This is a genomic window from Parasedimentitalea huanghaiensis (assembly GCF_009753675.1).
Lineage (GTDB): Bacteria > Pseudomonadota > Alphaproteobacteria > Rhodobacterales > Rhodobacteraceae > Parasedimentitalea > Parasedimentitalea huanghaiensis.
The window spans coordinates 44,407-70,555 of the sequence record NZ_WQLV01000016.1 but is presented as its reverse complement, the minus strand read 5'-3'; the positions used below and the strand labels follow the sequence as shown (position 1 = coordinate 70,555).

Below are 26,149 nucleotides of genomic sequence, written 5' to 3'. Positions count from 1 at the left end.
GGTTATCTCTCTGGTTGGTTTGGTAAGTGAAAGGAAAAATGCGGGGTGTTACTTGGGCTGAGGTTTTCCTGTCGGGCATCAACCCGAAAAGCCTCTGATACCAAGCTGGCATTCAGCAATTGGGCAGGAGGGCCAAACCCCAAGGGGTGACCCTGCTTCAGCACCAGGATTTCGTCGCAGACACCAACGGCCATGTTCAGGTCGTGTAATGACGTTACGATGGTCATGTTCAGGTCGTGGATCAGGCGCAAGACTTCCAACTGGTGGCGAATATCGAGGTGGTTGGTTGGTTCATCCAGAACCAAGATTTGAGGGTTCTGTGCCAGTGCTCGCGCCACCATGGCTCGCTGACGTTCACCGCCGGACAGGGTGCTAAACTGGCGATGTCCAAGCTGGAATAGGTCCAGTCGGTGCAGCGCATCATCGACAGTCCGGTGGCATAGCTGATCAGACGTCGTGAAACCCGCTCGATGCGGGAGGCGCCCCAAATTGACGATCTCGCGGACAGTCAAAGCAAAATCCGTGGGGTGCTCCTGTAGAACGGCCGCAACACGGCGGGCGGCTGTACGGGGCGGTAATGACCATAGATTGTCGCCGCCAACCAATATGCGGCCAGAAGAGGGTTTGTTGAAGCGATACAAGAGCCGAAGCAAGGTGGACTTGCCTGCTCCATTTGGCCCTACCACGCCCAAAACGCGCCCGGCCGCTAGGCTAAACGATGTTTGGTGCAGGATAGGCTCGGCATGCCGAGATGGAGACCAGCTGACGTTTTCAACGCGCAGTTCGGCCCCATTCATGACAAGAGTTCCGTACTTTCCTCTAGCGCAATGACAGCGGAGGGTACTCGGAGCAGCGAAGACTCGAGTGGCTTTTCGGAGTGGTCCAACGCGGAACACCAACCACTATGCTGCATTGCAGGCTCGCGGGCATAGTCCACCAGATCCTTGATGTCCTGATCTGGATCGATGTCACCAAACAGATATGCCGCCTTGCGGCTGCCGTGATAGGCTACGGTGCACAGCCGATTGCAGCCTGTCATGCAGGCAGTCCCCGAAATTTCGAAGTCTTCTGAAACAATATTTCCCGCTGCAGCAATTGCGCTGCGCAGCTGCTCGATCAGTTCATAACCGGACCGGCATAGATCGTTGGTGTGTCTGCACGACGTGCAAACAGTAATTCTGTGGGAATTGGGTCGGCTCATGTCGCCCTCCGCGAAAGTGCGGGGGCATGAAGAAACCTGTCATGTGTTCAGCATATGCTGTCGTAACCATATCTGGCCTCCGTCCAGGCTCCCCGCCTGGGTTGAGTTGAATCCAGATGGCAGGTCTCCTGACTTCACGGGTCGAAGCTCTCTGTCACCTTCCCGGGGTGGTTAGCCCAGTGGTCTTGACAGGTCGCTCGCCGCTTACAGTTGCGGGGGCAGTCACGGATTTGGCGCCTGATGGCTACACCGCACCGTGTTCCCTTTTCATCCCGGATTACCTATGGCGTACCGAGAACCATCCAGACTGAGGTGCCTGACTTGCGTGGATCTGTCAATTTGAAAAATCCAATCCTGACCTGGTCAAGCAAAATCGCAATTTCAGTGAGGCCGTCGGCAAGAGCTTAGGCATTCAGCGCTAGTAGGCGGTCAGTCTAATGAGAGAGCATCAATGCATTAGCTGCGGGACTACCGCGATGATCGAATATGACAAAATGCTTGCTGCATGAGTTTTTGCCGCTAGGCTTTGTCGAATAAAAAACAAAAGGGAGAAGATTATGAGTGTATTTTCAAAAGCTGTGTCAACAGCGGCTTTTATTGCTGGCCTGACCCTTGCTGGTGCCGCGGCGGCTGATTGTGAACGCGGTACTTTGGATGACCGGTTCTGCGACGTTGATGGCGATCTGGTTGCAGATATCCCAACAGATGCAAGCGAGCTGGTCGACCCTGACACCCTGATCTTTACCTATACTCCGGTGGAAGACCCGGCTGTTTATGTGTCGGTTTGGGCTGAGTTTATGGATCACCTGGCTGCAAAAACCGGCAAAAAAGTCCAGTTCTTCCCAGTGCAATCTAATGCGGCGCAAATCGAGGCCATGCGCTCGGGCCGCTTGCACATTGCTGGCTTCAACACCGGGTCCAATCCTCTGGCAGTGAACTGTGCAGGCTTCCGGCCCTTTACCATCATGGCCTCTCTGGATGGCAATTTTGGCTATGAAATGGAAATCCTGACATATCCGGGTTCGGGGATCGAAAAGGTCGAAGACATCAAAGGCGGACAGCTGGCCTTTACCTCGCCGACATCAAACTCTGGCTTCAAGGCACCAAGCGCAATCTTGAAGGGCGACTATGATTTAATCCCTGATCGGGATTTTGAGCCAGTTTATTCAGGCAAGCATGACAACTCGATCATGGGCGTTGCCAACCAGGATTACATGGCGGCCTCGATTGCCAATTCGGTTCTGCACCGGATGATCAGCCGCGGCGAGTTGAAAGCCGATGATGTGGTTTCGATCTACAAATCGCAGACGTTCCCAACCACTGGATTTGGCACAGCGCACAATCTGACGCCCGAGTTGCAAGCGCAAATCCAAGATGCGTTCTTCAGCTTCGAGTGGGAAGGGACCGCGTTGCAGGAAGAGTTCGAGAAGTCCAATGAAGGCCAGTTCCTAAAGATGAACTATAAGGAATTCTGGGACGTTATTCGCAAAATCGATACTGCGAATGGTGTGAGCTACGCTTGCAACTGATCTAAAGCCAAAACTAATTTGTGCGCCCCGATCTCGGGGCGCATGTCCTTTGCGCATTACGAGGCCTAAATGCTGCGTTTAAAAAAACTGACCAAAATCTATAAAACCGGCGACAGGGCGTTGAACGATGTCGACTTGGAGGTGCCCACGGGCCAGGTTCTGGCCCTGATTGGTCCATCTGGCGCTGGGAAGTCCACTCTGATCCGTTGTATCAACCGATTGGTGGAGCCGACCTCGGGAACAGTTGAGTTGGGCGACGTTGAATTGACCGGGCTGGGTCTGGGCGGGTTGCGTAAAGAACGCCGTCGTATGGGGATGATCTTTCAGGAATATGCTCTGGTCGAACGTCTGACGGTTATGGAAAACGTGTTATCCGGTCGGCTGGGATACGTTGGTTTCTGGCGCAGCTTTCTTCGCAAATATCCGCAAAAGGATGTCGACGAGGCGTTTCGTCTGCTTGACCGGGTTGGACTGGTTGAAATGGCAGATAAACGCGCCGACGAGCTGTCCGGTGGGCAGCGGCAGCGGGTGGGCATTTGTCGCGCGCTGATCCAGAATCCTTCGGTCTTGTTGGTGGATGAACCGACTGCCTCACTGGACCCCAAAACCTCTCGCCAGATCATGCGGTTGATCGTCGAACTGTGCAAAGAGCGGGAACTCGCGGCCATTGTGAATATTCACGACGTTGCTTTGGCACAGATGTTTGTATCGCGTATCGTAGGCTTGAAACTTGGTACTATGGTTTTTGACGGAACCCCTGCCGAGCTGACTGAGGGTGTGTTGACGCGGATCTATGGGGATGAAGATTGGTCCGAGACAATCCAGAAGGTTGAGGACGAAGATGAAATGGATGCAGCACAATGAGCGTTGCACTAGAGGCCCGGTTGGGCCAGCCATGGAAAAAACCGCCCTTTATTAGCTCTCCAGGTTTGCGCTGGGCCCTCCTGATTGGGGGGGTAATCTACTTAATCCTTGCGATCTATTCGATCGACGTAAACTGGGCCCGGGTGTACCGGGGACTGGATCGCGGCTGGCAATTTGTCATCGCCTTTGCCAACCCAGACTTCACCTCGCGGGCTGGTGAAATCAAAGACGGTATGATTGAAAGCGCGGTGATGGCGTTTGCGTCAACTGTAGTTGGCATCGGCATTTCTATTCCGATTGGCCTGGGTGCAGCCCGCAATATTTCGATCTTGCCGGTCTATCTTGTGTGTCGTGCAGTAATTGCGCTGTCTCGGGCGCTGAACGAAATTGTTGTCGCCATTTTGCTGGTGGCGATTTTTGGATTTGGACCTCTGGCGGGCTTTCTGACCCTTAGTTTTGCGACGATCGGCTTTTTGTCAAAACTGCTGGCCGAAGAAATCGAAGATATGGACCGGATACAAGCGGAGGCGGTGCGGTCCACCGGGGCAACCTGGCTGCAGCGCTATATCTATGGTATCCACCCGCAGGTGGTTCCGCGCCTGATAGGGTTGTCGATCTACCGGCTGGATATCAATTTCCGCGAAAGTGCTGTTTTGGGTATCGTTGGGGCCGGAGGTATTGGCGCAACGCTGAATACGGCGTTCGATCGCTATGAGTTTGATACTGCCGCGGCCATTCTCTTGATGATCATCGTCACTGTTATGGCGCTAGAGTATCTGTCCGGCATTATCCGCGCGAGGGTTCAGTAATGGCTATTTCTACTGTTGATGGCCAGAAAGTCTGGCAGAGACGTGATCGCAACACCCAGTTCAAGATCTGGTTTGCCTGGCTCATTGGTACGGCTGTGTTCATGTGGTGTTGGCAGCAGATATCAGCTGCAACAACCTGGCAATTTTTCTGGGATGCACCACGTATTGCCGCCGATATAGGCGGGCGAGCAGTTCCCCCGCGTTGGTCTTACATGGACAAGCTGTGGGAGCCGCTATGGGACACGTTGAACATTGCCACTCTGGGGACAGTTTTGGCGCTGATGATGGCAGTTCCCGTGGCCTTTATGGCGGCGCGGAACACGACGCCTTCAGCGCTGTTTGTCCGGCCAATTGCGTTGCTCATTATCGTTTCGACCCGATCAATCAACTCACTTATCTGGGCTTTGTTACTGGTTAAGATCCTTGGACCGGGTGTGTTTGCTGGACTGGTAGCCATTTCAATCCGTTCAATTGGGTTTTGCGCCAAATTGCTCTACGAGGCGATTGAAGAAATCGACGAGACACAGGTCGAGGCCATTACCGCCACCGGCGCCAGTCGCTGGCAAGTGATGGCCTATGGAATCGTGCCTCAGGTGTTGCCAGCCTTTGCGGGGATCGCAGTGTTCAGGTGGGATATCAACCTGCGCGAATCCACAGTGTTGGGACTGGTTGGCGCTGGCGGTATTGGCTTGCAGCTGCAGGGTTCTTTGAACACGTTGGCTTGGCCACAGGTTAGTCTGATCCTTCTGGTGATTTTGTTCGCGGTGGTGGTCAGCGAGTGGGTATCGGCCAAAGTTCGTGGTGCGATTATCTAGCCGGGGGTCCTGCAAGGGGCGCACGAGCAGAGATAACGGCATCTTAAACTAATCTAATTGGGCGCCTTAGCGCCCAATTTTCGTTTCACGACGTTGCACAGATGATCTGCCAGGCATCTGTGGGGACCTGTGTATTTGACGGAAACCCACACCTGAAATTCCCGCTATTGGTTCTGAAGATTTAGGTACATAAGACACCTGACCGCCGCACATGGCGCCAAACCGAAGTTCAGATAGGGAGGCCATGATGACCTCAGTTGCTGCCATCCTAGCGTCAGACGCTATACCTAAAAAACTGTACCAGCCCATGCTGGCAATTTGTGAGGTGGCCGCACAGCTGTCCCGTACAATTGCACGGGGTGAACTGTCGGGTTCCCTGGGGCACGAGGTCGGTAGCAACACTGATGGCGACAACCAAAAAGCGCTGGATGTGATCGCCGATGAAGCTTTCGCAGAGGGTCTGCGCGGGACCGGTGTGCGCTGGTACGCCTCAGAAGAACGCGAAGAGGTCGTGGAGATTGATGTTGATGGTGGGTTAGGTGTGGCCATCGACCCGCTGGACGGCTCTTCGAACATCGACGTCAATGTCTCCATCGGGACAATCTTTTCCTTTGTCGAAGCGCTGGAGGATCCAGATGATACTTTCTTGCGTTCGGGAACCCATCAGATTGGCGGTGGCTATGTCATTTATGGCCCGCAAACGGCATTGGTTGTGAGCTTTGGGGATGGTGTCCAGCATTACATTCTGGACCCTGATACCGGGGCATTTGTACTGATAAACCCAAGCGTCGAAATCCCGGAGACCTCTATCGAATTTGCCATCAACGCGTCCAACTATCGTCATTGGTCCAAACCGATCCGGACCTATATTGATGATTGTTTAGCCGGGGAGGCTGGCCCCCGTGGCAAAAATTTCAACATGCGCTGGGTGGCATCCCTGGTGGCCGAAACGCACCGTATCTTGATGCGAGGGGGTATCTTCTTGTATCCTAGCGATGAACGTCAGGGCTATGAGAACGGTCGCTTGCGGCTGTTGTATGAATGCGCACCGATTGCTTTATTGGTCGAACAGGCTGGTGGGCGGGCGACAGATGGCTCGGCTCGCATTCTGGACCGCGCTCCGGATTCGTTACATGTGCGGGTGCCTTTTGTGTTTGGAACACCAGCCAAAGTCGAACGGGTGGCCGTCTATCACGACCTGCCTACGCAAGAAAATTCTGCCTTTGGTGGAAGCAATGGGTCCCCTCAGATTGAGTCGTGAAAACCATGACCACATTCTTGGTGGAATTCCGGCCGGGATCGGTGGACAGTCCACAATTAAACGGCAAGGGTATCCGGACTTACATCGAGCCCTTTCCCTCCTGAACCTTTAGATCGGATCCTCCATGGCTGTAACTCCCCCTGTCTGTGATTTTGGCTGGAAAGCGCCGGATTTTACTTTGCCTGCCACTGATGGGCGTACTGTATCTCTCGCCGATATCTCAGGCCCCAAAGGTACGTTGGTGATGTTTATCTGCAATCACTGCCCGTATGTGCTGGCTGTCCTGGACCGTATTATCCGCGATGCAGCAGAATTGCAGGAGCTTGGGGTCGGTGTTGTTGCAATTTCGTCAAACGACGTCGCAGCATATCCGCAGGATAGTTTCGAAAATATGGCTTTACTGGCCTCGGACCGAGAGCTCCCATTCCCTTATCTTTACGACGCTGATCAAAGTATTGCACGTGGCTATGACGCAGCCTGCACGCCGGACTTCTTTGGTTTCAATAGTGATCTTGAGTTGCAGTACCGGGGCCGCCTAGATGGCTCAACACGGGCTGCGGGCGCAGACGAATTGCGCCGTGATCTGTTTGAAGCGATGAAGCTTGTGGCCGCAACCGGTATTGGACCGGCGGAACAAATTGCCTCGATGGGCTGTTCAATCAAATGGAAGGATGCCTGATGGCTCGTATTGTTTTTGACCTAGATGGCACACTGATTGACAGCGCGCCGGACATTCATGGCATTGCCAACACTGTGCTAGCGCAAGAGGGCTTGGAATTGATCTCGCTGGAACAGACACGTGATTTCATCGGGAATGGGGCTGCTATCTTCGTCAGCCGAATGCGCGGTGCGCGTGGAATACCGGATAGTGAACAGGCCCGGTTGCTGGCTGATTTTGTGGCCCGTTACGACGACGCTGTTCATCTGACAGTGATCTATCCCGGTGTTGTGGCTGCGTTGGAAACACTCAAGGCAGAGGGTCACAGCCTTGGCATCTGCACCAACAAACCAATCCGGCCTTGTCGTTCAGTGTTGGAACATCTGAAAATCGACCACTTGTTTGACACCATGTGGGGAGGTGACAGCCTGCCGGTGCACAAACCCGACCCGGCGCCGCTGCACGCAGCGTTTGAGGCACTGGGAGAGGGGCCTCGGCTATATGTAGGTGACAGCGATGTGGATGCAGAAACTGGTGAGCGGGCTGGAGTGCCGTTTTTGCTGTTTACCTTAGGGTATCGCAAATGCGCGGTAGATGAGATGCCCCATACCGTGGCTTTTGATGATTTCGCTGCGCTTCCGACTTTGGTCCGAGATCTGCTGGTAGAAGCAGCTTGAACAAATGTCCCTCACCCTTGTCCGGAGGGCGAGGGGCACGATGCTACTCGGTTTAGAGACCCAATTGACTGGCGGCCCGTGCTAGGGCTTCGATCTTGCCCCATTGGCCACTGTTGACCAGATCGCTGGGGGCTACCCAGCTGCCACCGGCGCAGACCACGTTGGGGAGCGAGAGATAGCTGGCGGCATTGGACGGGCTGACGCCACCTGTTGGGCAGAACGAAATCTGGGGCAGAGGCGCGCCGACGGCTTTTAGTGTCGGAACCCCACCCGAGGCTTCTGCCGGGAAAAACTTCAGCATGTCGTACCCTCGCTCCAGCAGTCGCATGGCTTCTGATGCCGAGGCCGCGCCTGCCAACAGGGGCAGGCCGATGTCTTCGCAGGTGTCGAGAAGTAAATCAGTTGCACCAGGGGAGACGCCAAATTGGGCACCGGCATTAACAGCGGCGGCCACATCATCTGGCGTCACCAAAGTACCGGCACCAACGACGCCACCTTCGACCTTGGCCATTTCACGGATGACATCCAGTGCGACGGGCGTGCGCAGAGTGACTTCCAGCACGGGCAATCCGCCGCGTACAAGGGCCTCGGCCAGTGGGCGGGCGTGCGACACGTCGTGCACCACCAGCACAGGGATAATCGGGGCCAGCTGGCAGATTTCGCGGTTACGCGCGCTGGCGGCTTGGGGGGTAATGGACATCTATAGGTCTCCGAATACGCTGGCGCCGGTGTCGGCTGAACCAACCAATTGGCGGAAAGGGGAAAACAGTTCGCGGCCCATGCCATAGGCATTGGCAGAAAGGTCAGCAGTTGCCGGATCGCGTTTGGTCACGTCAGGCGTAAGAATGTCCAATGTTCCGGCCAAAGCATCAACACGCAGCATGTCACCGTCCTGGATATAGGCGATTGCCCCGCCGTCCAGTGCTTCGGGCACCACGTGGATGGCAGCGGGTACTTTGCCGCTGGCGCCGGACATACGGCCATCGGTAACCAAAGCCACCTTTTGCCCGCGGCCCTGCATAATCGATAGCATAGGTGTCAAACTGTGCAGTTCCGGCATGCCATTTGCCTTGGGGCCTTGGAACCGTACCACGATGATCACATCTCCTGTGAACTCACCAGCCTTGAATGCCGCTTTGGCATCATCTTGGTCATGGAATATTCGGACAGGGGCTTCGACGATACGGTGTTCTTCAGCAACGGCCGAGATCTTCATGACAGCTGTCCCAAGCGAACCGGTCAGGCGGCTTAAGCCCCCTGTAGGCTGGAACGGGTCACTAACAGGTCTGCAAATTCCCTCATTCAGGCTTTGACCAGTGCCGCTGCGCCACTCCAATCCATCGTCGGTGAGGAAGGGTTCAGTGACATAATTGGACAGACCGTCGCCAGCAACGGTTTTAGTATCCGGGTGCAGTAAACCATTGGCCAACATTTCACCGATCATATAGCCAAGCCCGCCTGCCGCGTGGAAGTGGTTCACATCAGCCAATCCGTTTGGATAAACGCGCGCCAGCAGCGGCACCACTTCGGACAGATCCGAGAAATCTTGCCAGTCCAGAATAATGCCCCCCGCACGGGCCATCGCAATAAGGTGGATCAGCAAATTGGTTGATCCCCCTGTGGCCATCAGCCCGGCAATACCGTTGGCAAAGGCCTTTTCGTCCAGGACATCACAAACCGGCGTATAGGCATTGCCCAAGGCGCTAAGCGACAAAGCTCGGCGCGCGCCCTCCTGTGTAAGGGCCTCACGCAGCTCGGTGCCCGGATTGACAAAGCTGGAACCCGGCAGGTGCAGCCCCATGAATTCCATCAGCATCTGGTTGGTGTTAGCTGTGCCGTAAAAGGTGCAGGTTCCGGGCCCGTGATAGGCCGACATTTCCGCTTTCAGCAGCTCTTCGCGACCGACTTCACCCATAGCGTATTTTTGACGGATCTTGGCTTTTTCATCGTTAGCCAAACCGCTGACCATTGGCCCGGCCGGCAGGAATACAGCAGGCAGATGGCCAAAGACCTGAGCACCAATCACCAACCCTGGCACGATCTTGTCGCAGACGCCCAAAAATACGGCTGCGTCAAAGGTGTTGTGGCTAAGGCCAACAGCAGTCGACATGGCAATGGCATCGCGCGAAAACAGGCTGAGCTCCATACCAGCCTCGCCCTGCGTAACACCATCACACATCGCCGGAACGCCACCGGCAACCTGTGCAGTTCCACCCACTTTACGCACTGCGTCGCGGACGATCTGCGGGTAGGTTTCAAATGGCTGATGCGCAGACAGCATATCGTTATAGGCGGTGATGATGCCAAGGTGGCCAGCTGATGCTTTAGCCAGTGCTGCCTGATCAGGACCGGCTGCAGCATAGGCATGGGCCTGACCGCTGCACGAAAGATGCGCGCGCGCTGGGCCGTTGCTCTGCGCAGCGCGCATTCTTTCCAGATAGGCGCCCCGTGTAGGCGCGCTGCGGGTGATGATGCGTTCGGTTACCGAGGCCAGGGTTGTATTCAGGGTCATTGGGTGCCGCTTTTCTGTTTTGGTGCCTTGGATTAATTGCCGATTCTGCGCCAGCGCCGACCATCACGGTGCAGCAGGAGCAGGCTGTCTTCGGGTCCTGAGCCACCTGTGTCATAGGGCTGAGGTGCGTGTCGCGGGTCGTCCCAACCCGATATGATTGGATCGGCCCAAGCCCAAGCCGCTTCGACTTCGTCTCCGCGCATAAACAGAGTCTGGTTGCCACGGATCACATCCATGATCAGTCGCTCATACGCGTCTTGTGGGCGTTCGGCTTCGGCAAGACTGTCAGCAAAAGTCATGTCCAGCGCAGCCTCGGTCAGACGCATGCCGCCGGGGCCGGGGTCCTTGATGGTTGTATGCAAGGTTATGCCTTCATCCGGTTGCAAACGGATGACCAAAACATTGCCTTTGGCAGGGTCGCTGCCTTGGAAAATATTATGTGGAGGGTCACGAAAAAACACTGCGATCTCTGACACCCGTTCTCGCAGACGTTTTCCGGTCCGCAGATAAAACGGTGTGCCAGCCCAGCGCCAGTTGGCGACCTGCACCTTCATGGCGATAAAGCTCTCGGTCTGACTGTTTGGATCGCCTGCATGGTCGCGGTAACTGCCGGTGTTATTTTGGGCGCGGTATTGTCCACGCGCGATGTCGGAATTCTCAACAGGCTCCAGTGCCTCGATCACCTTGACCTTTTCGTTACGCACAGCATCCGGAGTAAACTTACCCGGTGGCTCCATCGCGGTCAGGCAAAGCAGTTGCATCAGGTGGTTTTGCACCATGTCGCGCATCGCGCCCGAGCGGTCATAGTATTCGCCTCGGCCTTCCACTCCGATGCTTTCGGCAACGGTGATCTGGACATGGTCAATGTGAGAGGAATTCCACAAAGGTTCGAACAACGAGTTGGCAAAGCGCAACGCCATCAAGTTCTGCACCGTTTCTTTGCCAAGATAGTGGTCGATCCGGTAAATTTGGCTTTCTTCAAAATTGGCCCTCAGCGCCTGATTTAGCGCTTGAGCGCTCGCCAGGTCATGACCAAATGGTTTTTCAACCACGATGCGGCTGTCATCCGTCGCGATACCCGTGCTGCGCAACCGAGTGGCAATATCGCCAAACAAGCTAGGGGCGACCGATAGGTAAAAAGCACGCACCTTATCGGGGCGCATGTGTTTCCCCAGCTCTTCCCAGCCCTGATCTCCTTTGGCATCAATTGCGACATAGTCGAGCTGTGCCACAAACGCGGTGATGTCCTTGTCGTTGACTTCGTCTTTTTGGCCAAACTCACGAACGGCATCAGCCACGAGTTCGCGAAAACTGTCCGCATCCATTTCGCTACGCGACGCACCAATGATGCGGGAGCTGTCGCAGAACTGTCCCAGCTGGAACCGATGAAACAGGCTGGGTAGAATTTTGCGTCGGGCAAGATCGCCAGTGGCGCCGAACAGCACAAGATCAAAAGATTGGACGGGTATGACACGGGAAACCATAGTTCTCTCTGACGTATTAAGCTGGGGTTCAGGTCTGTTTGGCGGTGTTTTGGGAAAGCTTATCAAGCAAGCCGCTGGTTGAGCCGTCTTTCCCATCTGATGGTGCACCATCGACCATTGGCAGCAGCGCAACAGCAAGTTCCTTGCCAAGCTCTACCCCCCATTGATCGAACGAATTGAGGCCCCAGATTGCGCCTTCTGTGAACACGCGATGTTCATAGAGCGCGATAATCTGACCCAGCACAAAAGGTGTGAGTTTGGGATAGGCAATGGTTGTTGACGGGCGGTTGCCGGGAAAACTGAGATGGGCGGCCATGCGTTCTCGTTCATCGCCCTCGAATCCTCGTTCAGAGGCAACGACAGTGGCTTCAGCATTGGAACGACCACACATCAAAGCTTCGGACTGGGCAAGGCAATTCGCCTTGAGCAATTGATGGTGATGCGCCAGTTCCGGTGAATGGCCCTCGGCGGCGATTAAGAACTCAGCCGGCACCACAGCAGTGCCCTGATGCAGCAATTGATAAAATGCATGTTGTCCATTGGTGCCGGGTTCTCCCCAGACCACTGGGCCAGAAGCGCGGGGAAGGGGGGTGCCATCCTGAGCCACCTGCTTGCCGTTGCTCTCCATATCCAACTGTTGAAGGTAGGCGGGTAGGCGTTGCAGATGTTGATCATAGGGCAGTACGGCGCGGCTGCCGTAGCCACAGATATTGTTGTGCCAGATGCCGACCAGGCCCATCAATACCGGTAAGTTTACCCGCATCGGAGCTGTGCGAAAATGGTCATCCATTGCTGCCGCCCCTTGCAGGAATTGGCGAAAGCTGTCTGAGCCAATGGCCAGTAGGATTGGCAGCCCGATTGGTCCCCAGAGAGAGTAGCGGCCGCCGACCCAGTTTTCGAAACCAAAAACCCGATCCGGTGCGATCCCAAACGCGGTGGTCTTGTCCAGAGCAGTTGAGACAGCAGTCAGGTGTTCTGTAGCCTTATCCCCTAGTGCCTCGCGTAGCCAGACCAGGGCGGTGTTGCCATTGGTCATGGTCTCAATGGTGGTAAACGTCTTGGATGCGATGATCACCAGAGTGCGCCGCGGGTCCAGGTTTTGAAGCGTATCATGAACATGAGCGCCATCCACATTGGACACAAAATGGCAGCGTGGTCCCGTGTGGTAAGGGGCTAGCGCCAAAGTTGCCATTGCTGGGCCAAGATCCGAACCTCCAATACCGATGTTGATTACATCTGTGAAGCTGCCGCCATCAGCGGCTGTAATTCTTCCGCTATGGATGTCTTGTGCAAATTGTTCCATTCGCGCCAAAGTATCGCGGACACCGAGCAAAACGTCTTTGCCGTCTAATAGGATCGGCGTGTCCGCCTGCGCTCGCAGTGCAGTATGGAGTACGGCGCGGCCTTCGGTGGTGTTGATTGGATCACCACGAAACAACGCATCAATTTTTTCTTCCAGCTGCACGCTTTCTGTGAGCTGTACCAGCAGATCCAGCGCAGTGCTGTCCAAGCTGGTTTTGGAGAAGTCGAGCAGAAGCTCGTCCTGCTCGGCTGAAAAATCGTCAAAGCGGCCTTCGTCCTGAAATAGCGATAAGATTGGAACCTCGGCGGTCTTGGCGCGATGTTCCTCTAGTAACTGCCAAATGGTACTCATTACATAATGTCCTTGCTGCCACAGCGGCTACCGGGTCGTACGCTCTTGCGAAGTTAGCGGTAACATCTCGGTGTGTAGCGCCAAAAATCACTTATGGCGAGAGCTATATTGTCTCAGCACGTATTGGCATGACCCATTCAGGCGCCATACGATCAGATACGTTGTCCTTCGGCGTCAAAGGACAGGCACTTTGTATCGTCGAAATCCAGAGTGATTTCTTGATCAACGTGAGTATCGTACTGTCCAAACACCCTAGAGGTAAAGGTCAGATCGTCGCCGAGGTCGATTAGGATGTTGGTGTCACCGCCCAGTTTTTCGACGTGAATGACCTTGCCCTTCAGGCGACCATTTGGGGTGACCTGAGCATATTCGGGACGAATACCGACGAATTGTCCATTTTGCCCGCCGAGTCGTTCCGCTGGAACAAAGTTCATTGATGGTGAGCCAATGAACTCAGCAACAAAGCGGTTTGCAGGATGGTTGTAGATTTCCATCGGGCTGCCGACCTGTTCAACGCGTCCATCTCGCAACACCACGATTTTGTCAGCCAGTGTCATTGCTTCGATCTGGTCGTGGGTAACATATATCATGCTGGCGCCGAGCTGGCGGTGCAGCCGGGCAATTTCCAACCGGGTGTTCATCCGCAAGGCTGCATCCAGATTGGACAGTGGTTCATCGAATAGGAACAGGTCTGGCTCGCGGACTACGGCACGGCCAATGGCGACACGCTGACGTTGCCCGCCCGATAGCTCTGAGGGGCGCCGGTCAAGATAGTCGCCCAGCGACAACATCCGGCTTGCTTCAGCAACCCGTGTCGCGATCTCGTCCTTGGGCTTGCGCTCCTGTTTCAGGGCCAACGACATGTTGTCGCGTACTGTCAGGTGCGGATAAAGAGCATAAGATTGGAACACCATGGCGATGCCACGTTTGGCTGGCGGCACATCATTCACTGAGTTGTCACTGATTTCGATATCACCAGACGTGGCTTCTTCCAGGCCTGAGATAACTCTGAGCAAAGTGGATTTGCCACAACCCGAAGGGCCAACAAAAACGACGAACTCGCCCTCTTCAACAGTCAGATTGATGTCTTTGAGGACTTCGACCTGGCCAAAGGATTTACAAACATTGGTAAGCGAAAGAGCGGTCATGATCAGGCTCCAATCAAGTCAATTGGGTGGCCGGAGCGGATGCTTTCGTCCGCAGCCAGACAGATGTGCAGGGACAGGACGGCGTCCTGCATATGGCGGGATAGATCGATGTTCTCGGTAATGGCGCGTAGCATATAGGCCTGCTCTGCGTCGCAAAGTTGCTGATGGCCGGGCTCACCCGGCAAGTCGATCAGCTGATCCCCATCGGGGCGATGCACCAAAAGCGCGCCAACGGCGGTGTGGCCGTCGACATCATCGGACCCAGCTTTGTCTTTTTCAGTAATCGACACAGAACCGTTGGGTGAGATTACGTCTTTTACAAAAAACGCGGTTTCCGACATCATCGGTCCCCAACCAGCTTCATACCAGGCAACCGAGTTGTCCTCGAACACCACCTGGAACTGGCCGTAGTTATACATGTCCTTGGCAATCTCATCCGACAGGCGCAGACCCATACCGTTAACCCGAACTGGTTTGGCGTCGGTGATCTGGCACATGACATCCACATAGTGCACGCCGCAATCGACGATGGGCGGAGTGGTCTGCATCAGGGCTTTGTGGGTTTCCCATGTATCGCCGCTGGATTGCTGGTTCAGGTTCATGCGGAACACGTAGGGGCCGCCCAAGTTGCGTGCTTCTTCGATCAACCGAACCCACGAAGGGTGGTGGCGCAGGATATAGCCTACGACCAGCTTGCGATTCAGTTCGACAGCTTTGGCGGTGACGCGGCGTGCGTCTTCTACAGTTGTGGCCAGCGGCTTTTCGACAAACACATGTGCGCCAGCTTCCATCGCTGCAATTGCATACCCTGCATGGCTATCGGAATAGGTGGCAACCACAACCAGATCAGGTTTCACTTCGGCGAGCGCGATATCGAAGTCGGTGAACACCGGATAACCTTGTAGATCGGGGTTTTCGACGACCCCAGACCGGTTGACCAATCCGACAACCTCGGCGCCTGGATTGTTGTGGTGGGCAAGTGCATGGGACAGGCCCATGTTGCCAAGGCCAGCTATTAGGACGCGGATCATTTAACAGCTCCTGAGGTGATGCCGCGGATCAACTGGCGTGAGAAGATTACGTAGAGGATCATCACCGGCAGAATGGCCATCGACAGGGCCGACAGGACGGCATTCCAGTCAGTAACAAACTGGCCAATAAACACCTGGCTACCCAAAGTCAGCGTTTTGGTTTCTTCGGCGGGGGCCAGGATCAGTGGGAACCACAGATCGTTCCAGATTGGGATCATGTTGAAAACGGCCACAGTCGCCATTGCAGGGCGAACCAGTGGCAGAACCAGCCGGAAGAAGATGGTGTATTCTGACAGCCCATCAATTCGGCCTGCGTTTTTGAGGTCATCAGAAACCTGGCGCATGAATTCGGACAGAATGAACACCGCCAGTGGCAGGCCTTGTGCGGTATAGACTAAAATCAGGGCCCATAAGGTGTTTACCAAGCCGCTGCTGACCATCATTTCCAGAATAGCGACGGTACCAATACGGATTGGAATCATGATGCCAAGCGCCAGATACAGACCCATCAGCATATTGCCTTTGAATTTGTATTCGGCCAGCGCAAAGGCCGCCATGGCACCAAACAACAGCACCAATGTCAGTGACACAACCGTGACGATCATCGAGTTCTGAAAGTAGAGAAAGAAGTCACCTTGCTTCAGCACAGTTTGATAGCCGATCAATGTGAACGTATCGGCTTCAGGTAGCGCCAATGGATCCCGAAAGATTGCTTTTCGGGTTTTGAAGCTGTTGATCAGGATCACAAACACTGGGAACAGCGCGATCAGAGTATAGGCGATCAGCGCGGCGTGAGCGGCGAAGCTGTTTAGCGGGTTATTGCGTGCCTTAGACATCTCAGCCTCCTTTAGAATTGATACCGACGCAGACGAGTCTGGATGCCAAATAGATAGATGCACACACCAATCAGGATGATACCAAACATACCGCTGGCGATAGCCGATCCCATATGCGGGTCGCCCAATTGCAGTTGGAAGCCAAAGAAGGTGCGATACATGAATGTGCCTAAGATATCGGTTGAGAAGTCAGGCCCGGCAAGCGCGCCTTGGGTGGTGTAGATCAGGTCAAATGCGTTGAAATTACCCACAAAGGTCAGGATCGAGATGATGCCGATCGAAGGCAGGATCAGCGGCAATTTTATTTTCCAGAAAGATGCAAAACCGGTGATGCCGTCAACCTCTCCAGCCTCCAGCACCTCTTCGGGGATCGACAAAAGCGCGGCATAGATCAACATCATTGGGATGCCGACAAACTGCCAGACTGAGATTAGCGCGAGTGTGGTCAACGCATACTCTTCCTTGCCCAGATAGGGCGCATATAGCCATTTCAGGCCCAGTGCTTTGAGCATATCTGGCGTGATGCCCCAGATCGGAGACAGGATCAGCTTCCAGGCAAATCCAACGATAACGAAGGATAGGATCGTTGGAACAAAAATTGCAGTGCGGTACAAAGCTGCAAATCGCAGCCGTGGGTGGCTCAGGATGGCTGCCAAGGCGATACCAATTGGGTTCTGCACGATCATATGAATAAAGAAGAACCAGAAGTTGTTACCCAGGGCATTCCAGAACTGGCCGGACCAATAGGGGTCACCAAACAGGGTGCGGAAATTTTCAAGACCAACAAATTGGCGGACTTGGTCCACCTCTGTGTACAGCGCCAATCTCAGGGTATTGAACAGCGGAAAGATCATTATGGCGGTATAGACAAGTACCGCGGGTGCCAGAAACACGATGACGTGCCATTTGATGCCTGAATTCTTCATGTCATCCCTTTCCGCATGGGTGCTCCGGGCCAACAGGTGGCCCAGAACGTTATCAAGTGAGTGGTGGTATTACTTGTGTGGTGCGTACCAGCTGGCCAGACCACTTTGCAGTTCCATGCCCAGATCAGCGCCAGATTTGCTGCCTTTGATGGCTGCGACCGAGGCACCCCAGGTTTCATTTTCCAGATTTGGCGTGCCACGCGACAGGATCTGGTAAGTTGACCGGATTGTGGATTCACACTCTCCACGCCAGCTGACAAATTCCTGCGCCAGCGGATCTTCCATTGCCACTTCGTGGTTGGACAGTGAGAAGAAGCCAGGCAGAGCGTTGGCGTAGATACCAGCAAACTCAGACGTACCCATCCAGTTAAGGAAGGTCTGGGCCGCCTCGGCATTGGGCGATGCAGCATTCATGCCAAGCGCGATGTCGGTGTGATCCGAAATGTAGCAGGTGTCGCCAGCGTTTTGGACCGGAGCCTTGAAGGCACCCATTTCAAAATCAGCCTGAGCGTTGAAGCCTGTGATTTCCCAGCTGCCTGCGGGGTAAATTGCAGCACGGCCCAGAGTAAAGATGTTCTGGCTGTCTGGATAGGTTTGAGCTTCATATCCGTCACCCAGATATTCACCCCATTTGGCCAGAGCTTCATATGGTGCAACCCACTGCGCATCCGTCAACTTCTGGTCGCCAGCGATCAGTGCCAAACGGCCCTCTTCGCCCTTCCAGTAGTTTGGACCAATGTTGTTATAGCCCATGGTTGCGGCTTCCCACTGGTCGTTGGTGCCCATCGCCATCGGGATATAGTTGCCATCTGCTTTGATGGTCTCAAGCGCAGCAAAGAACTCAGCTTCGGTTTCTGGGACTTTGATGTCCAGCTCGGCAAAGGCTTCTTTGTTATAGATGAAACCGTGAATAACCGATGCCATAGGCATGCAGAACGAGGCCGAGGCATCGTCTGTCTGCCATGCAGATTTGGCTACATCAGAGAAGTTGGCCATACCTTCGAGGTTGGAGATGTCGGCCAGGTGGCCTCCGTCATACAGGGCCAATGAAGCGTCGAATGGGCGGCATGTGATCAAGTCGCCGGCACTGCCTGCGTCCAGTTTGGAGTTCAGCACCGCATTGTACTCGGCTGGGGCCGAAGGTGTGAACTTTACTTTGATGCCGGGGTTAGCAGCTTCAAATGCTGGGATGATAGTATCCTGCCATAGGACAAGATCATCATTGCGCCAGCTTTCGATGGTCAGAGTGACATCAGCGGCGGCAGCGCCGCCCAAGATGGTCGAGCCCAGAAGTGCCAGGCTAAGAAGTTTCCGGTTCATATCTTTCTCCCTTAGATAATCAATTGTTGGCCAAATGGCCGTGGTCAAAGCTGCCGCAGCGCGACACGCAGGTCTCCGTTGGCTTGCTCGATAATTGTATTTGCCTGCTGGATTGACGCAGCCCCGGCGGCCAGAAGTACGGCGGGTTTGACCGCTCCATTTGCTTTTTGCAGGCAGTCCTGGGCGGTCATTTCGGTGGTCCCTGTGATCTGGGTTACGATGCCAATAGCCCGGCCCCGCAGTTTTTCGTTGTCAGCTACGAGGTTGACCATCATACCGTCGAATACGTGGCCCAAACGGATACCCGTCAGGGTGGACATCATATTCAGCGCGACCTTTTGTGCAGTGGCTGCACCCAAGCGGGTCGACCCGGCGATCACTTCGGGTGGTGTTTTTAGGTGGATAGCGACATCTGCCAGCGCAAACAGTGGTGCATCTGCGTTGTTGGCGATGCCAATTATGGCGGCGTCGTGATCTCGTGCAGCCTGCGCAAACGCCATTGGGTAGGGCGTTGAGCCGCTGGCTGAGATCGCGATGACAACATCCTGCGGCTTGACAGTTTCTGCGGCCGCAAGCGCGGCACTATCGTTGTCTTCTGTATGGCCTGGCATATTGCCGTTCAGCGGAACGCCGCCAGCCATGTGAATCGCGATGCGATCAGCAGTCAGGCCAAATGTTCCCGGAAGTTCTGCGCCATCTGCCAGACCCATCAGAGCCGAAGACCCCGCCGCAGCGTAATGCAAGCGGCCACCGTTGCGAATGGATTTGACTAGCAACTCTGCAGCAGCTGCGATCTCTGGCAGTGCGCTGCTCATCGATTTGAGAGCCATTTGCTGACTGTTCAGGAGTTGCGACAAGACTTCGCTGTCAGCACGTAGGTCCAGCCCCATAGCGTCGCTATGCAGTGTTTCCGTCTGTGGTGACGCGGTCGCGGTCATGTGATTCCTCCCAGGAAGTTGTAGCTATTAAATACCTATCTAATACCTTTTGTCTACCATTTATTGTTAGGTAACTAATTTGGTCCTGCTTTCGAGGATAGCTGGTGGCAAAAGGTCTTTTATTTTGCGTAAAGGTATCGTATAGGTATTGATATGAGAGACTCGGTGAATTCTTACTTTATTGCAATTGACGGTGGCGGCACCTCTTGTCGGTTTGCGTTGCAGTCACCTTCTGGCGTGACGTATGCGCGGCGTGGGGGGGCTAATGTTTCAAGTGCGCCGCAGGCCGCGATTGCGGTCTTGAATGAAGGCTTGATCGAACTTTCCACATTAGCAGGTCTCGAAGCTGCCCGGCTTGGCGAAATCCCTATTTATGCTGGTCTGGCTGGAGTGGTAGATGACGCTGTTTCGCAATTTGTTGCGGATCAATTGCCGTCGCGACACGTGCTGGTCGAAGATGACCGCCCGTCTGCGGTGGTTGGCGCATTGGGTGATCGGCCTGGCTGCTTGTTGGGGATTGGCACGGGTTCGTTTCTGGCGCGACAAACCCAAGATGAAATGCGCTTAATCGGAGGCTATGGCTCTATTCTGGGCGACGAATCGTCGGGGTGTTGGTTGGGTAAAGAATTGCTCCGCCGAGCGTTGCATGTATTGGATGGTATCCTGCCGACGAGTGACTTGGTTGAGAGCTGTCTTAGTGAATTCCAGCACGATGTCGTGCAAATCATGAATTTTTCTTTTCGAGCCAAGCCTGTCGACTACGGTGGCTACGCGCCGCGGGTGGTCCAGGCGGCCAGGGCCGGCGATACCGTCGGGCAGGAACTGATGGTCGCTGGGGCGGACTATATTTGCAGCGGGTTGACTGCATTAGGTCATCAGCCCGGTGAGATTGTGTGCCCAGTGGGTGGTGTTGCAGAACACTATGTGGATTACCTGCCAGCTGAAATCGCCGCAACAGTGACAGAAGGCCAAGGCGTGGCGCTGGATGGGGCCTTGGAGCTCTCCCGCCGGTTTGCGCGACAGGTGGGGCAGGAAACGGCATGACAATCGAAGATTTCCTGAAACCTGCTGACTGGCTGGATGAAGCCACTGGACCGCGATATGTACGTCTGCGAAAGCGGATTGAAGATGGTATCAGCAATGGTTTGTTGCTGGAAAACGCGCCGCTTCCTGCAGAGCGTGAAATAGCGTCGCTAAGTGGGGTGTCTCGGGTAACGGTGCGGCGGGCGATGCAAGATCTGGTCGATCGTGGCATCATCGTGCAAAGACAGGGGTCAGGTAGTTTTGTCTCTGACGGGCCACCCAAAGTTGAACAGTCTCTCTCGCGACTGACCTCATTTACCGAAGACATGGTGCGGCGCGGTCTCAATTCGTCCAGCGAATGGCTGGGCCGGGGTCTTTACATGCCCTCACCAGAAGAGGTGATGGTGCTGGGGTTGTCCCCAGGGGATTCTGTCGCCCGAATTGAACGCCTGCGTCGGGCCAGTGACATGCCCATGGCGATTGAACGCGCCTCGCTACCTGTAGACATCTTGCCCAACCCACTGTTGGTTGAAACATCTCTGTACAAGGTGCTGGAGGCAGACGGAAATCGTCCGGTACGGGCCTTGCAGCGCATTTCAGCGATCAATCTTGACGCAGAAGACGCTGCCCTGCTGGGGGTCGATCCTGGCGCCGCAGGTCTTCGGATTATGCGTACTTCATATTTGCCTAATCGGCGGGTGGTTGAATTCACCCGCTCTATATATCGCGGTGACGCCTACGATTTTGTAGCCGAACTGCGGCTGGCCAGCCAATAGGAGCTGACACTATGACACAAAGCACCAAAATGCGTCGCGAAATCGATGAGATCCCAGCTGCGGTTGACCGGCTTTTGACGCAGGGAGCTGCAGATATTGCTTCAGTGGCTAATGCTGTTCGGGGGTTGGACCCTGCCTTTGTCATGACTGTGGCCCGTGGATCGTCGGATCACGTCTGCACCTATTTGAAATACGTTTCTGAGATCCTCCTTGGTGTTCCCGTTGCCTCTGTTGGGCCTTCGGTAGGGTCGATTTATGACAGCACCCTGAAGTTGAATAAGGGGTTGAGCGTTGCAGTGTCCCAATCGGGACAAAGCCCGGATATTGTTGCAATGGCCGGTAATGCAGGTCGTGACGGTGCGCTGACGGTAGCCCTGACAAATGACGCGGGATCGCCATTGGCACAGGCCAGTGCCCATACCTTGAATATTCATGCTGGACCGGAGTTAAGCGTCGCTGCCACTAAGACTTTTGTCACTTCGGCGGTGGCCGGCTTGTGGCTGATGGCTGAATGGGATCGCAATACTGCGCTGCTGGCTGCTATTCGTGCGCTCCCAAAACAATTAGAGGCGGCTGCGCAGATCAACTGGCCCGAAGTGCGCGAAGCAATCGGCGCGCATCAATCCCTGTTTACGCTTGGGCGGGGGCAGGCACTGGCCGTATCAAATGAGGCTGCGCTGAAGTTTAAAGAAACCTGCCAACTGCACGCCGAGAGTTATTCCTCTGCAGAAGTGTTGCATGGGCCTGTTTCGATCGTTGGTGAGGGCTTCCCAGTGCTGGGGTTTGCGGCTGCTGATGCGGCAGAAGGGGCGCTGGCGGATATCTCGGATCAGATTGCTGCTAAGGGAGCACAAGTGTTTGCTACAACCAATCGGGTGCAGGGCGCGGCATGTATTGATCACATCCGCACAGATCATGGTTTGACCGATCCACTGAGCCTGATTGTTTCCTTCTATTCCATGGTTGAAGCCTTTGCTACGTCCAGAGGGATCGATCCTGATGCGCCTAGACACCTGAAAAAAGTCACGGAAACGGTATGACTGATCGGCTTACGGCCCTGATTGGCGCTCGGATTCTGGAGGAGGGGCAGTTTCACGCCGGGCGCGCGTTGCTGTTGAAGGGGCACCAGATCGCAGGGATCGTTGGGCAAACCGACGTCCCTGCCGAGGCCTGTGTCATCAAATTGGCAGGCGGATATCTGGCACCCGGCTTTGTCGACCTTCAGGTCAACGGCGGTGGCGGGGTGATGTTGAATGATGTGGCGACACTTCGCACGATGTCTGAGGCTCATGCGCGCATTGGCGCCACCTCTATTTTGCCAACATTGATCACTGATACCCCCGCGCATGTACGCGGTGCGATCGCGGCGGTCGAGCAGGCCGTGGCAGAAAGTGTCCCTGGCATCCTGGGGCTTCATCTCGAAGGGCCGCATCTATCATTGGAGCGCAAGGGCGCACATGATCCCACGCTAATTCGCCCTATGAGCTCAGAAGATTTGGAGGTGTTGCTCGACGCTGCGGCCAGATTGCCGGTGCTGAAAATCACAGTTGCCCCGGAAAATGTCACAAATGACCAGATTTCGTCCCTGCACGAAGCTGGGGTTCTGGTCTCGCTAGGCCATACAAATGCAGGCTTCGAGGCTTGCGAGGCGGCAGCAGCGGCGGGCGCGCGCTGTGTTACGCATCTGTTCAATGCTCAAAGCCAGATCGGCAACCGTGAGCCAGGTACTGTCGGGGCCGCACTTGCTCTGGGTGGGTTGAGCGCCGGGCTGATCGCCGACGGGATACATGTACACCCCGAAAGCATGGCTCTGGCACTGCGATCAAAGCGGGGACCGGGACGCATTTTCCTCGTCAGCGATGCAATGGCTACGGCGGGATCCGAAATCGATAGCTTTACGCTGAATGATCGTCTGATCCGGCGAAGTGGCAATCGCCTGACACTGGAAGATGGCACCCTTGCCGGAGCGCATCTGGAGCTGGTAACGGCAGTGAGCAATTTGGTGGAGATGTGTGGCGTAGATTTGGAAACTGCACTTTCTATGGCAAGTGAGGTTCCGGCAGATCTGGTTAACACAGCGCATGTTGGTCGATTGGCTGAGGGATGTCGGGCGGATGTTCTGCACCTGAACGAGTCGCTGTCACTCGAGCAAGTCTGGCAGTGCGGACAGCTAGTTTAGCCGTTCAGCCCTGAGCGCGGAATTAGTTGCCCTCAAACTGAACCCACATTGCAGGGGCCGTAATTGTCATTCAAAAAATGGATACCTGATTTCGATTTTATTCCTTGAGCTGATAGCAGCCATGCCTCCAAGGTGACGAGTAGGCAGGGACAGGGATGTATTATGGGAAAGCTAAAGGCGTTTAATTTTCAAGGCTGGATTGACGAGCATAAGCACTTGCTAAAACCACCGGTGGGCAATCAGCAAATCTGGGAAGATGCTGATATGATGGTGACAGTTGTCGGAGGCCCCAACAAACGCACCGACTACCATGATGATCCCGTTGAAGAATTCTTCTACCAACTTAAGGGTGATATGGTGCTCAAGCTGTATGACGGTGAAGAGTTCTATGATGTGCCAATTCGTGAGGGCGAGATATTTCTGCTGCCACCACATGTGCGGCACTCACCGCAGCGCCCACAAGAAGGATCAATTGGGCTGGTGATCGAACCCAAACGGCAGATTGGAGAGTTGGATGCAATTGAGTGGTATTGCTTTGAATGTAGCGCTCTGGTGCACCGCGCAGAGATGCAGCTGAAATCCATCGTAGAAGATCTGCCACCGGTCTATGCGCAGTTCTATGCTTCAGAGGCGGCGCGGACTTGTCCGAATTGTGGTGTCATCCATCCGGGTAAAGAACCTCCAGAAGGTTGGGTTAAGTTATAGGTTACATCGAAGCGGCCACATCCTGGAGCGCCTGTAAAAAAACAGTAGCGGCTGGGGAGAGCTGATCGGCGCTGCGGAATGAAACTCCGACGGGGCCGTCATCTATTGGCAGGCTCCATGGGATTTCTTGCAGCAATCCCGACGCGATATCCTGTGCAGCGACGTGTGCGGGCATCAGGCCGATGAAATCACCGGCTTGTAAGACTGCGCGGTTGGTTAGGTAAGAGACTGATTCAATTGCGACTGCGGGAGCATACTGTCCTTGCCGAACAAAAAATTGGTCCAATTGACGCCGCAGAGTGGTTTCGATCGGTGGAAGGATCCAACCCCAGGATTTTAGGTCGTCAAAGCTAAGCTTGTGGTTGGCGCAAATGGGGTGCCCACGGCGCGCCACCAACAGGATTTTTTCGTCAAACAACTGCAATTGTTCCAAATCGCTGCGGTGGCGCTGAGCAGGGAGGCGACCAACAACCAGATCAATTTCACCCGACTTTAGCGCTGGCATCAAAACCTCATTGGTGCCTTCGACAACTTTGATCGAAACACTTGGACGCCTGTGCAGAAGTTTCTCTATCGCCATTGGCAGCAATTGCGGGGAAGCAGCCAGAAGTGTGCCAATGACAATACGACCACTGCTGCCCTCGTTCAGATCGTCCAATTCTTGCGCAGCGTTTGAGACCTGGGCGAATATCAGTTTCCCATGTCGGATCAGGGCTTCACCGTAAGGGGTGGGAATGACGCCCCGATTGGTACGCTCAAAAAGCTGCACTTCAAAATCCAGCTCCAGATCTTTGATCATCTTGGTAGCGGCTGGCTGGGATACGTTCAATTCGCGGGCGGCGTTCTGAATATTGTTGTGTTTGCCCACGGCAACCAGCAGCCGCAACTGTTTTAGTTTTAGGCGGGTCAACACACGGTCGACAATTCGGGAATGACGAACGGCCATAGTGTGCTCCTAGCTGCGGATCGGTTTGTTGATGGCAAGAATTTCCGCGACCACACTCATTGCGGCTAGGGCTGAACTGCGAGGGTTGTCGGGCAGGCTGTTGCCAGTGATTGAAAAGGTAAATGAGCCAAAGTCACCGCTGGCGCATATTTCGTGAATGTTAGATGAAATGGTGGGATCTGCGATCAGCTCTACCTCTGTAGTGTCAAAGCCAACCCCAGCCAATGCAACGGCTGCTGCGACATTGGCATTTTTTGGGTAACGGAGTGCGGCATCGCGGGCTGACCCTGTGAAATGGGTCAGGGCGCTGGGCAGTGGGCTTTGAAGATCAAGGATCTGTTCGGCGGGTGACCCTATCCAGCCCTGTGGCGGTTTGCGACCGGTATAGCGGACACTGTCCAGTTGCCCGCTACGGGCGGCACGCAGAGTATCTAACGCACCAATGGCGCCGCTTGCTAAATGCAGGCGGCTGCCGCCTTCTGTTGCCGAAGAAACGAGGTCGTCATAAAGATCAGGGTCGGCCAGAGCGCCAATCGACACTGTGATGACATCCAGTCCTGCGCGCAATGCTGCAGGCCCGTGTTCGGCCAACCCCTGGTGCCCCGCACAGTCAATTAGGTGCGTTACATCTGGCGGCAATGCCGTCACCGAGCTGACGATTGAGGAGTCCGACGCCACGCTTTGGTGGTTCTCGTCCAATCGCTGAGGGCGCAACAGAAAAGCCTCTATGTGTAACCCTTGTTTGAGCGTGGCTTGTTGCACATAGCGCGAGATAGCGCCGTTTCCGAGCAGAGCAATTTTCACGTGGCGGCCTTTTGAAGAGTCTAGCTGACCGCCAGTATAGTTTTGCTCAAGGC

The 26,149-nt window shown here is 54.9% G+C and carries 26 protein-coding genes and 1 riboswitch; of the genes, 12 read left to right on the top strand and 14 right to left on the bottom strand.

The window, feature by feature from the left end; translation table 11 throughout:
• Positions 1 to 2: 2 nt before the first annotated feature.
• Positions 3 to 797 carry an ABC transporter ATP-binding protein gene (locus tag GO984_RS19810; RefSeq protein ID WP_157024312.1) on the bottom strand — a complete coding sequence of 265 codons (795 nt, stop codon included), beginning with the start codon at positions 795 to 797 and terminating at the stop codon, positions 3 to 5.
• Positions 794 to 1,201, bottom strand: a complete 408-nt coding sequence (locus GO984_RS19805) for a DUF1636 family protein (protein ID WP_157024311.1) — start codon at positions 1,199 to 1,201, stop codon at positions 794 to 796. Before GO984_RS19805 ends, GO984_RS19810 begins: the two co-directional genes overlap by 4 nt.
• A gap of 101 nt (positions 1,202 to 1,302) precedes the next feature.
• A riboswitch (cobalamin riboswitch) is annotated at positions 1,303 to 1,519 on the bottom strand.
• Positions 1,520 to 1,758: 239 nt separating this feature from the next.
• On the opposite strand from GO984_RS19805, the gene phnD reads away from it, so the two are divergent.
• From phnD to gph, 7 genes are all read left to right on the top strand, one after another.
• Positions 1,759 to 2,730, top strand: a complete 972-nt coding sequence (phnD, locus tag GO984_RS19800; protein ID WP_157024310.1) for a phosphate/phosphite/phosphonate ABC transporter substrate-binding protein — start codon at positions 1,759 to 1,761, stop codon at positions 2,728 to 2,730.
• Positions 2,731 to 2,799: 69 nt separating this feature from the next.
• A complete protein-coding gene (gene phnC, locus GO984_RS19795; protein ID WP_138164436.1) occupies positions 2,800 to 3,594 on the top strand; it encodes a phosphonate ABC transporter ATP-binding protein in 795 nt (264 codons plus the stop codon).
• Positions 3,591 to 4,403 (top strand): phosphonate ABC transporter, permease protein PhnE, encoded by an 813-nt coding sequence (gene phnE, locus GO984_RS19790; RefSeq protein WP_157024309.1) that lies wholly within the window; start codon positions 3,591 to 3,593, stop codon positions 4,401 to 4,403. Before phnC ends, phnE (GO984_RS19790) begins: the two co-directional genes overlap by 4 nt.
• A complete protein-coding gene (phnE, locus tag GO984_RS19785) occupies positions 4,403 to 5,218 on the top strand; it encodes a phosphonate ABC transporter, permease protein PhnE (RefSeq protein ID WP_157024308.1) in 816 nt (271 codons plus the stop codon). Before phnE (GO984_RS19790) ends, phnE (GO984_RS19785) begins: the two co-directional genes overlap by 1 nt.
• A gap of 247 nt (positions 5,219 to 5,465) precedes the next feature.
• Positions 5,466 to 6,479 (top strand): class 1 fructose-bisphosphatase, encoded by a 1,014-nt coding sequence (locus GO984_RS19780; RefSeq protein WP_157024307.1) that lies wholly within the window; start codon positions 5,466 to 5,468, stop codon positions 6,477 to 6,479.
• A gap of 124 nt (positions 6,480 to 6,603) precedes the next feature.
• Positions 6,604 to 7,158 (top strand): thioredoxin family protein, encoded by a 555-nt coding sequence (locus tag GO984_RS19775; RefSeq protein WP_157024306.1) that lies wholly within the window; start codon positions 6,604 to 6,606, stop codon positions 7,156 to 7,158.
• The gene (gene gph / locus GO984_RS19770; RefSeq protein WP_157024305.1) at positions 7,158 to 7,814 is read left to right on the top strand and encodes a phosphoglycolate phosphatase; all 657 of its coding nucleotides are present in this window, start codon (positions 7,158 to 7,160) and stop codon (positions 7,812 to 7,814) included. The genes GO984_RS19775 and gph overlap by 1 nt, the downstream gene beginning before the upstream one ends.
• 52 nt (positions 7,815 to 7,866) lie before the next feature.
• Here the strand turns inward: gph and eda are convergent, their stop codons facing one another.
• The 10 genes from eda to GO984_RS19720 form a co-directional block, all read right to left on the bottom strand.
• Positions 7,867 to 8,514, bottom strand: coding sequence for a bifunctional 4-hydroxy-2-oxoglutarate aldolase/2-dehydro-3-deoxy-phosphogluconate aldolase (eda, locus tag GO984_RS19765; protein ID WP_157024304.1), 648 nt, complete (start codon positions 8,512 to 8,514; stop codon positions 7,867 to 7,869).
• Positions 8,515 to 10,326 (bottom strand): phosphogluconate dehydratase, encoded by a 1,812-nt coding sequence (edd, locus tag GO984_RS19760; RefSeq protein WP_157024303.1) that lies wholly within the window; start codon positions 10,324 to 10,326, stop codon positions 8,515 to 8,517.
• Between the two features lie 32 nt (positions 10,327 to 10,358).
• Positions 10,359 to 11,810, bottom strand: a complete 1,452-nt coding sequence (zwf, locus tag GO984_RS19755) for a glucose-6-phosphate dehydrogenase (RefSeq protein ID WP_157024302.1) — start codon at positions 11,808 to 11,810, stop codon at positions 10,359 to 10,361.
• A gap of 28 nt (positions 11,811 to 11,838) precedes the next feature.
• Positions 11,839 to 13,464 (bottom strand): glucose-6-phosphate isomerase, encoded by a 1,626-nt coding sequence (gene pgi, locus GO984_RS19750; RefSeq protein WP_157024301.1) that lies wholly within the window; start codon positions 13,462 to 13,464, stop codon positions 11,839 to 11,841.
• A gap of 152 nt (positions 13,465 to 13,616) precedes the next feature.
• Complete coding sequence (locus GO984_RS19745) at positions 13,617 to 14,612, bottom strand: ABC transporter ATP-binding protein (protein ID WP_157024300.1); 996 nt, start codon at positions 14,610 to 14,612, stop codon at positions 13,617 to 13,619.
• A 2-nt stretch (positions 14,613 to 14,614) separates the two neighbouring features.
• Positions 14,615 to 15,643, bottom strand: a complete 1,029-nt coding sequence (locus GO984_RS19740; protein WP_157024299.1) for a Gfo/Idh/MocA family protein — start codon at positions 15,641 to 15,643, stop codon at positions 14,615 to 14,617.
• Positions 15,640 to 16,479 (bottom strand): carbohydrate ABC transporter permease, encoded by an 840-nt coding sequence (locus GO984_RS19735; RefSeq protein WP_157024298.1) that lies wholly within the window; start codon positions 16,477 to 16,479, stop codon positions 15,640 to 15,642. The genes GO984_RS19740 and GO984_RS19735 overlap by 4 nt, the downstream gene beginning before the upstream one ends.
• An 11-nt stretch (positions 16,480 to 16,490) precedes the next feature.
• On the bottom strand, positions 16,491 to 17,405 hold the full coding sequence (locus GO984_RS19730; RefSeq protein WP_157024297.1) for a carbohydrate ABC transporter permease: 915 nt from the start codon (positions 17,403 to 17,405) through the stop codon (positions 16,491 to 16,493).
• 69 nt (positions 17,406 to 17,474) lie between these two features.
• Positions 17,475 to 18,725: an ABC transporter substrate-binding protein gene (locus GO984_RS19725; protein ID WP_157024296.1), complete on the bottom strand. Its 1,251-nt coding sequence runs from the start codon at positions 18,723 to 18,725 to the stop codon at positions 17,475 to 17,477.
• A 44-nt stretch (positions 18,726 to 18,769) separates the two neighbouring features.
• Positions 18,770 to 19,663 (bottom strand): N-acetylmuramic acid 6-phosphate etherase, encoded by an 894-nt coding sequence (locus GO984_RS19720; protein ID WP_157024295.1) that lies wholly within the window; start codon positions 19,661 to 19,663, stop codon positions 18,770 to 18,772.
• A 165-nt stretch (positions 19,664 to 19,828) separates the two neighbouring features.
• Between GO984_RS19720 and GO984_RS19715 the strand changes: the two genes are divergently transcribed.
• From GO984_RS19715 to GO984_RS19695, 5 genes are all read left to right on the top strand, one after another.
• On the top strand, positions 19,829 to 20,707 hold the full coding sequence (locus GO984_RS19715; RefSeq protein ID WP_342448113.1) for a glucosamine kinase nucleotide-binding domain-containing protein: 879 nt from the start codon (positions 19,829 to 19,831) through the stop codon (positions 20,705 to 20,707).
• On the top strand, positions 20,704 to 21,462 hold the full coding sequence (locus GO984_RS19710; protein WP_157024293.1) for a GntR family transcriptional regulator: 759 nt from the start codon (positions 20,704 to 20,706) through the stop codon (positions 21,460 to 21,462). The genes GO984_RS19715 and GO984_RS19710 overlap by 4 nt, the downstream gene beginning before the upstream one ends.
• An 11-nt stretch (positions 21,463 to 21,473) precedes the next feature.
• Entirely contained in the window at positions 21,474 to 22,502 is a 1,029-nt protein-coding gene (locus tag GO984_RS19705; RefSeq protein WP_157024292.1) for an SIS domain-containing protein, read from the top strand.
• A complete protein-coding gene (gene nagA, locus GO984_RS19700; protein ID WP_157024291.1) occupies positions 22,499 to 23,641 on the top strand; it encodes an N-acetylglucosamine-6-phosphate deacetylase in 1,143 nt (380 codons plus the stop codon). The genes GO984_RS19705 and nagA overlap by 4 nt, the downstream gene beginning before the upstream one ends.
• A gap of 162 nt (positions 23,642 to 23,803) precedes the next feature.
• The gene (locus GO984_RS19695; protein WP_157024290.1) at positions 23,804 to 24,346 is read left to right on the top strand and encodes a 3-hydroxyanthranilate 3,4-dioxygenase; all 543 of its coding nucleotides are present in this window, start codon (positions 23,804 to 23,806) and stop codon (positions 24,344 to 24,346) included.
• A gap of 1 nt (position 24,347) precedes the next feature.
• Here GO984_RS19695 and GO984_RS19690 read toward each other — a convergent pair whose 3' ends face one another.
• Together GO984_RS19690 and GO984_RS19685 are read right to left on the bottom strand one after the other, a co-directional pair.
• Entirely contained in the window at positions 24,348 to 25,292 is a 945-nt protein-coding gene (locus GO984_RS19690) for a LysR substrate-binding domain-containing protein (protein ID WP_157024289.1), read from the bottom strand.
• A gap of 9 nt (positions 25,293 to 25,301) precedes the next feature.
• Positions 25,302 to 26,096 carry an aspartate dehydrogenase gene (locus GO984_RS19685; RefSeq protein ID WP_167740434.1) on the bottom strand — a complete coding sequence of 265 codons (795 nt, stop codon included), beginning with the start codon at positions 26,094 to 26,096 and terminating at the stop codon, positions 25,302 to 25,304.
• Positions 26,097 to 26,149 lie beyond the last annotated feature (53 nt).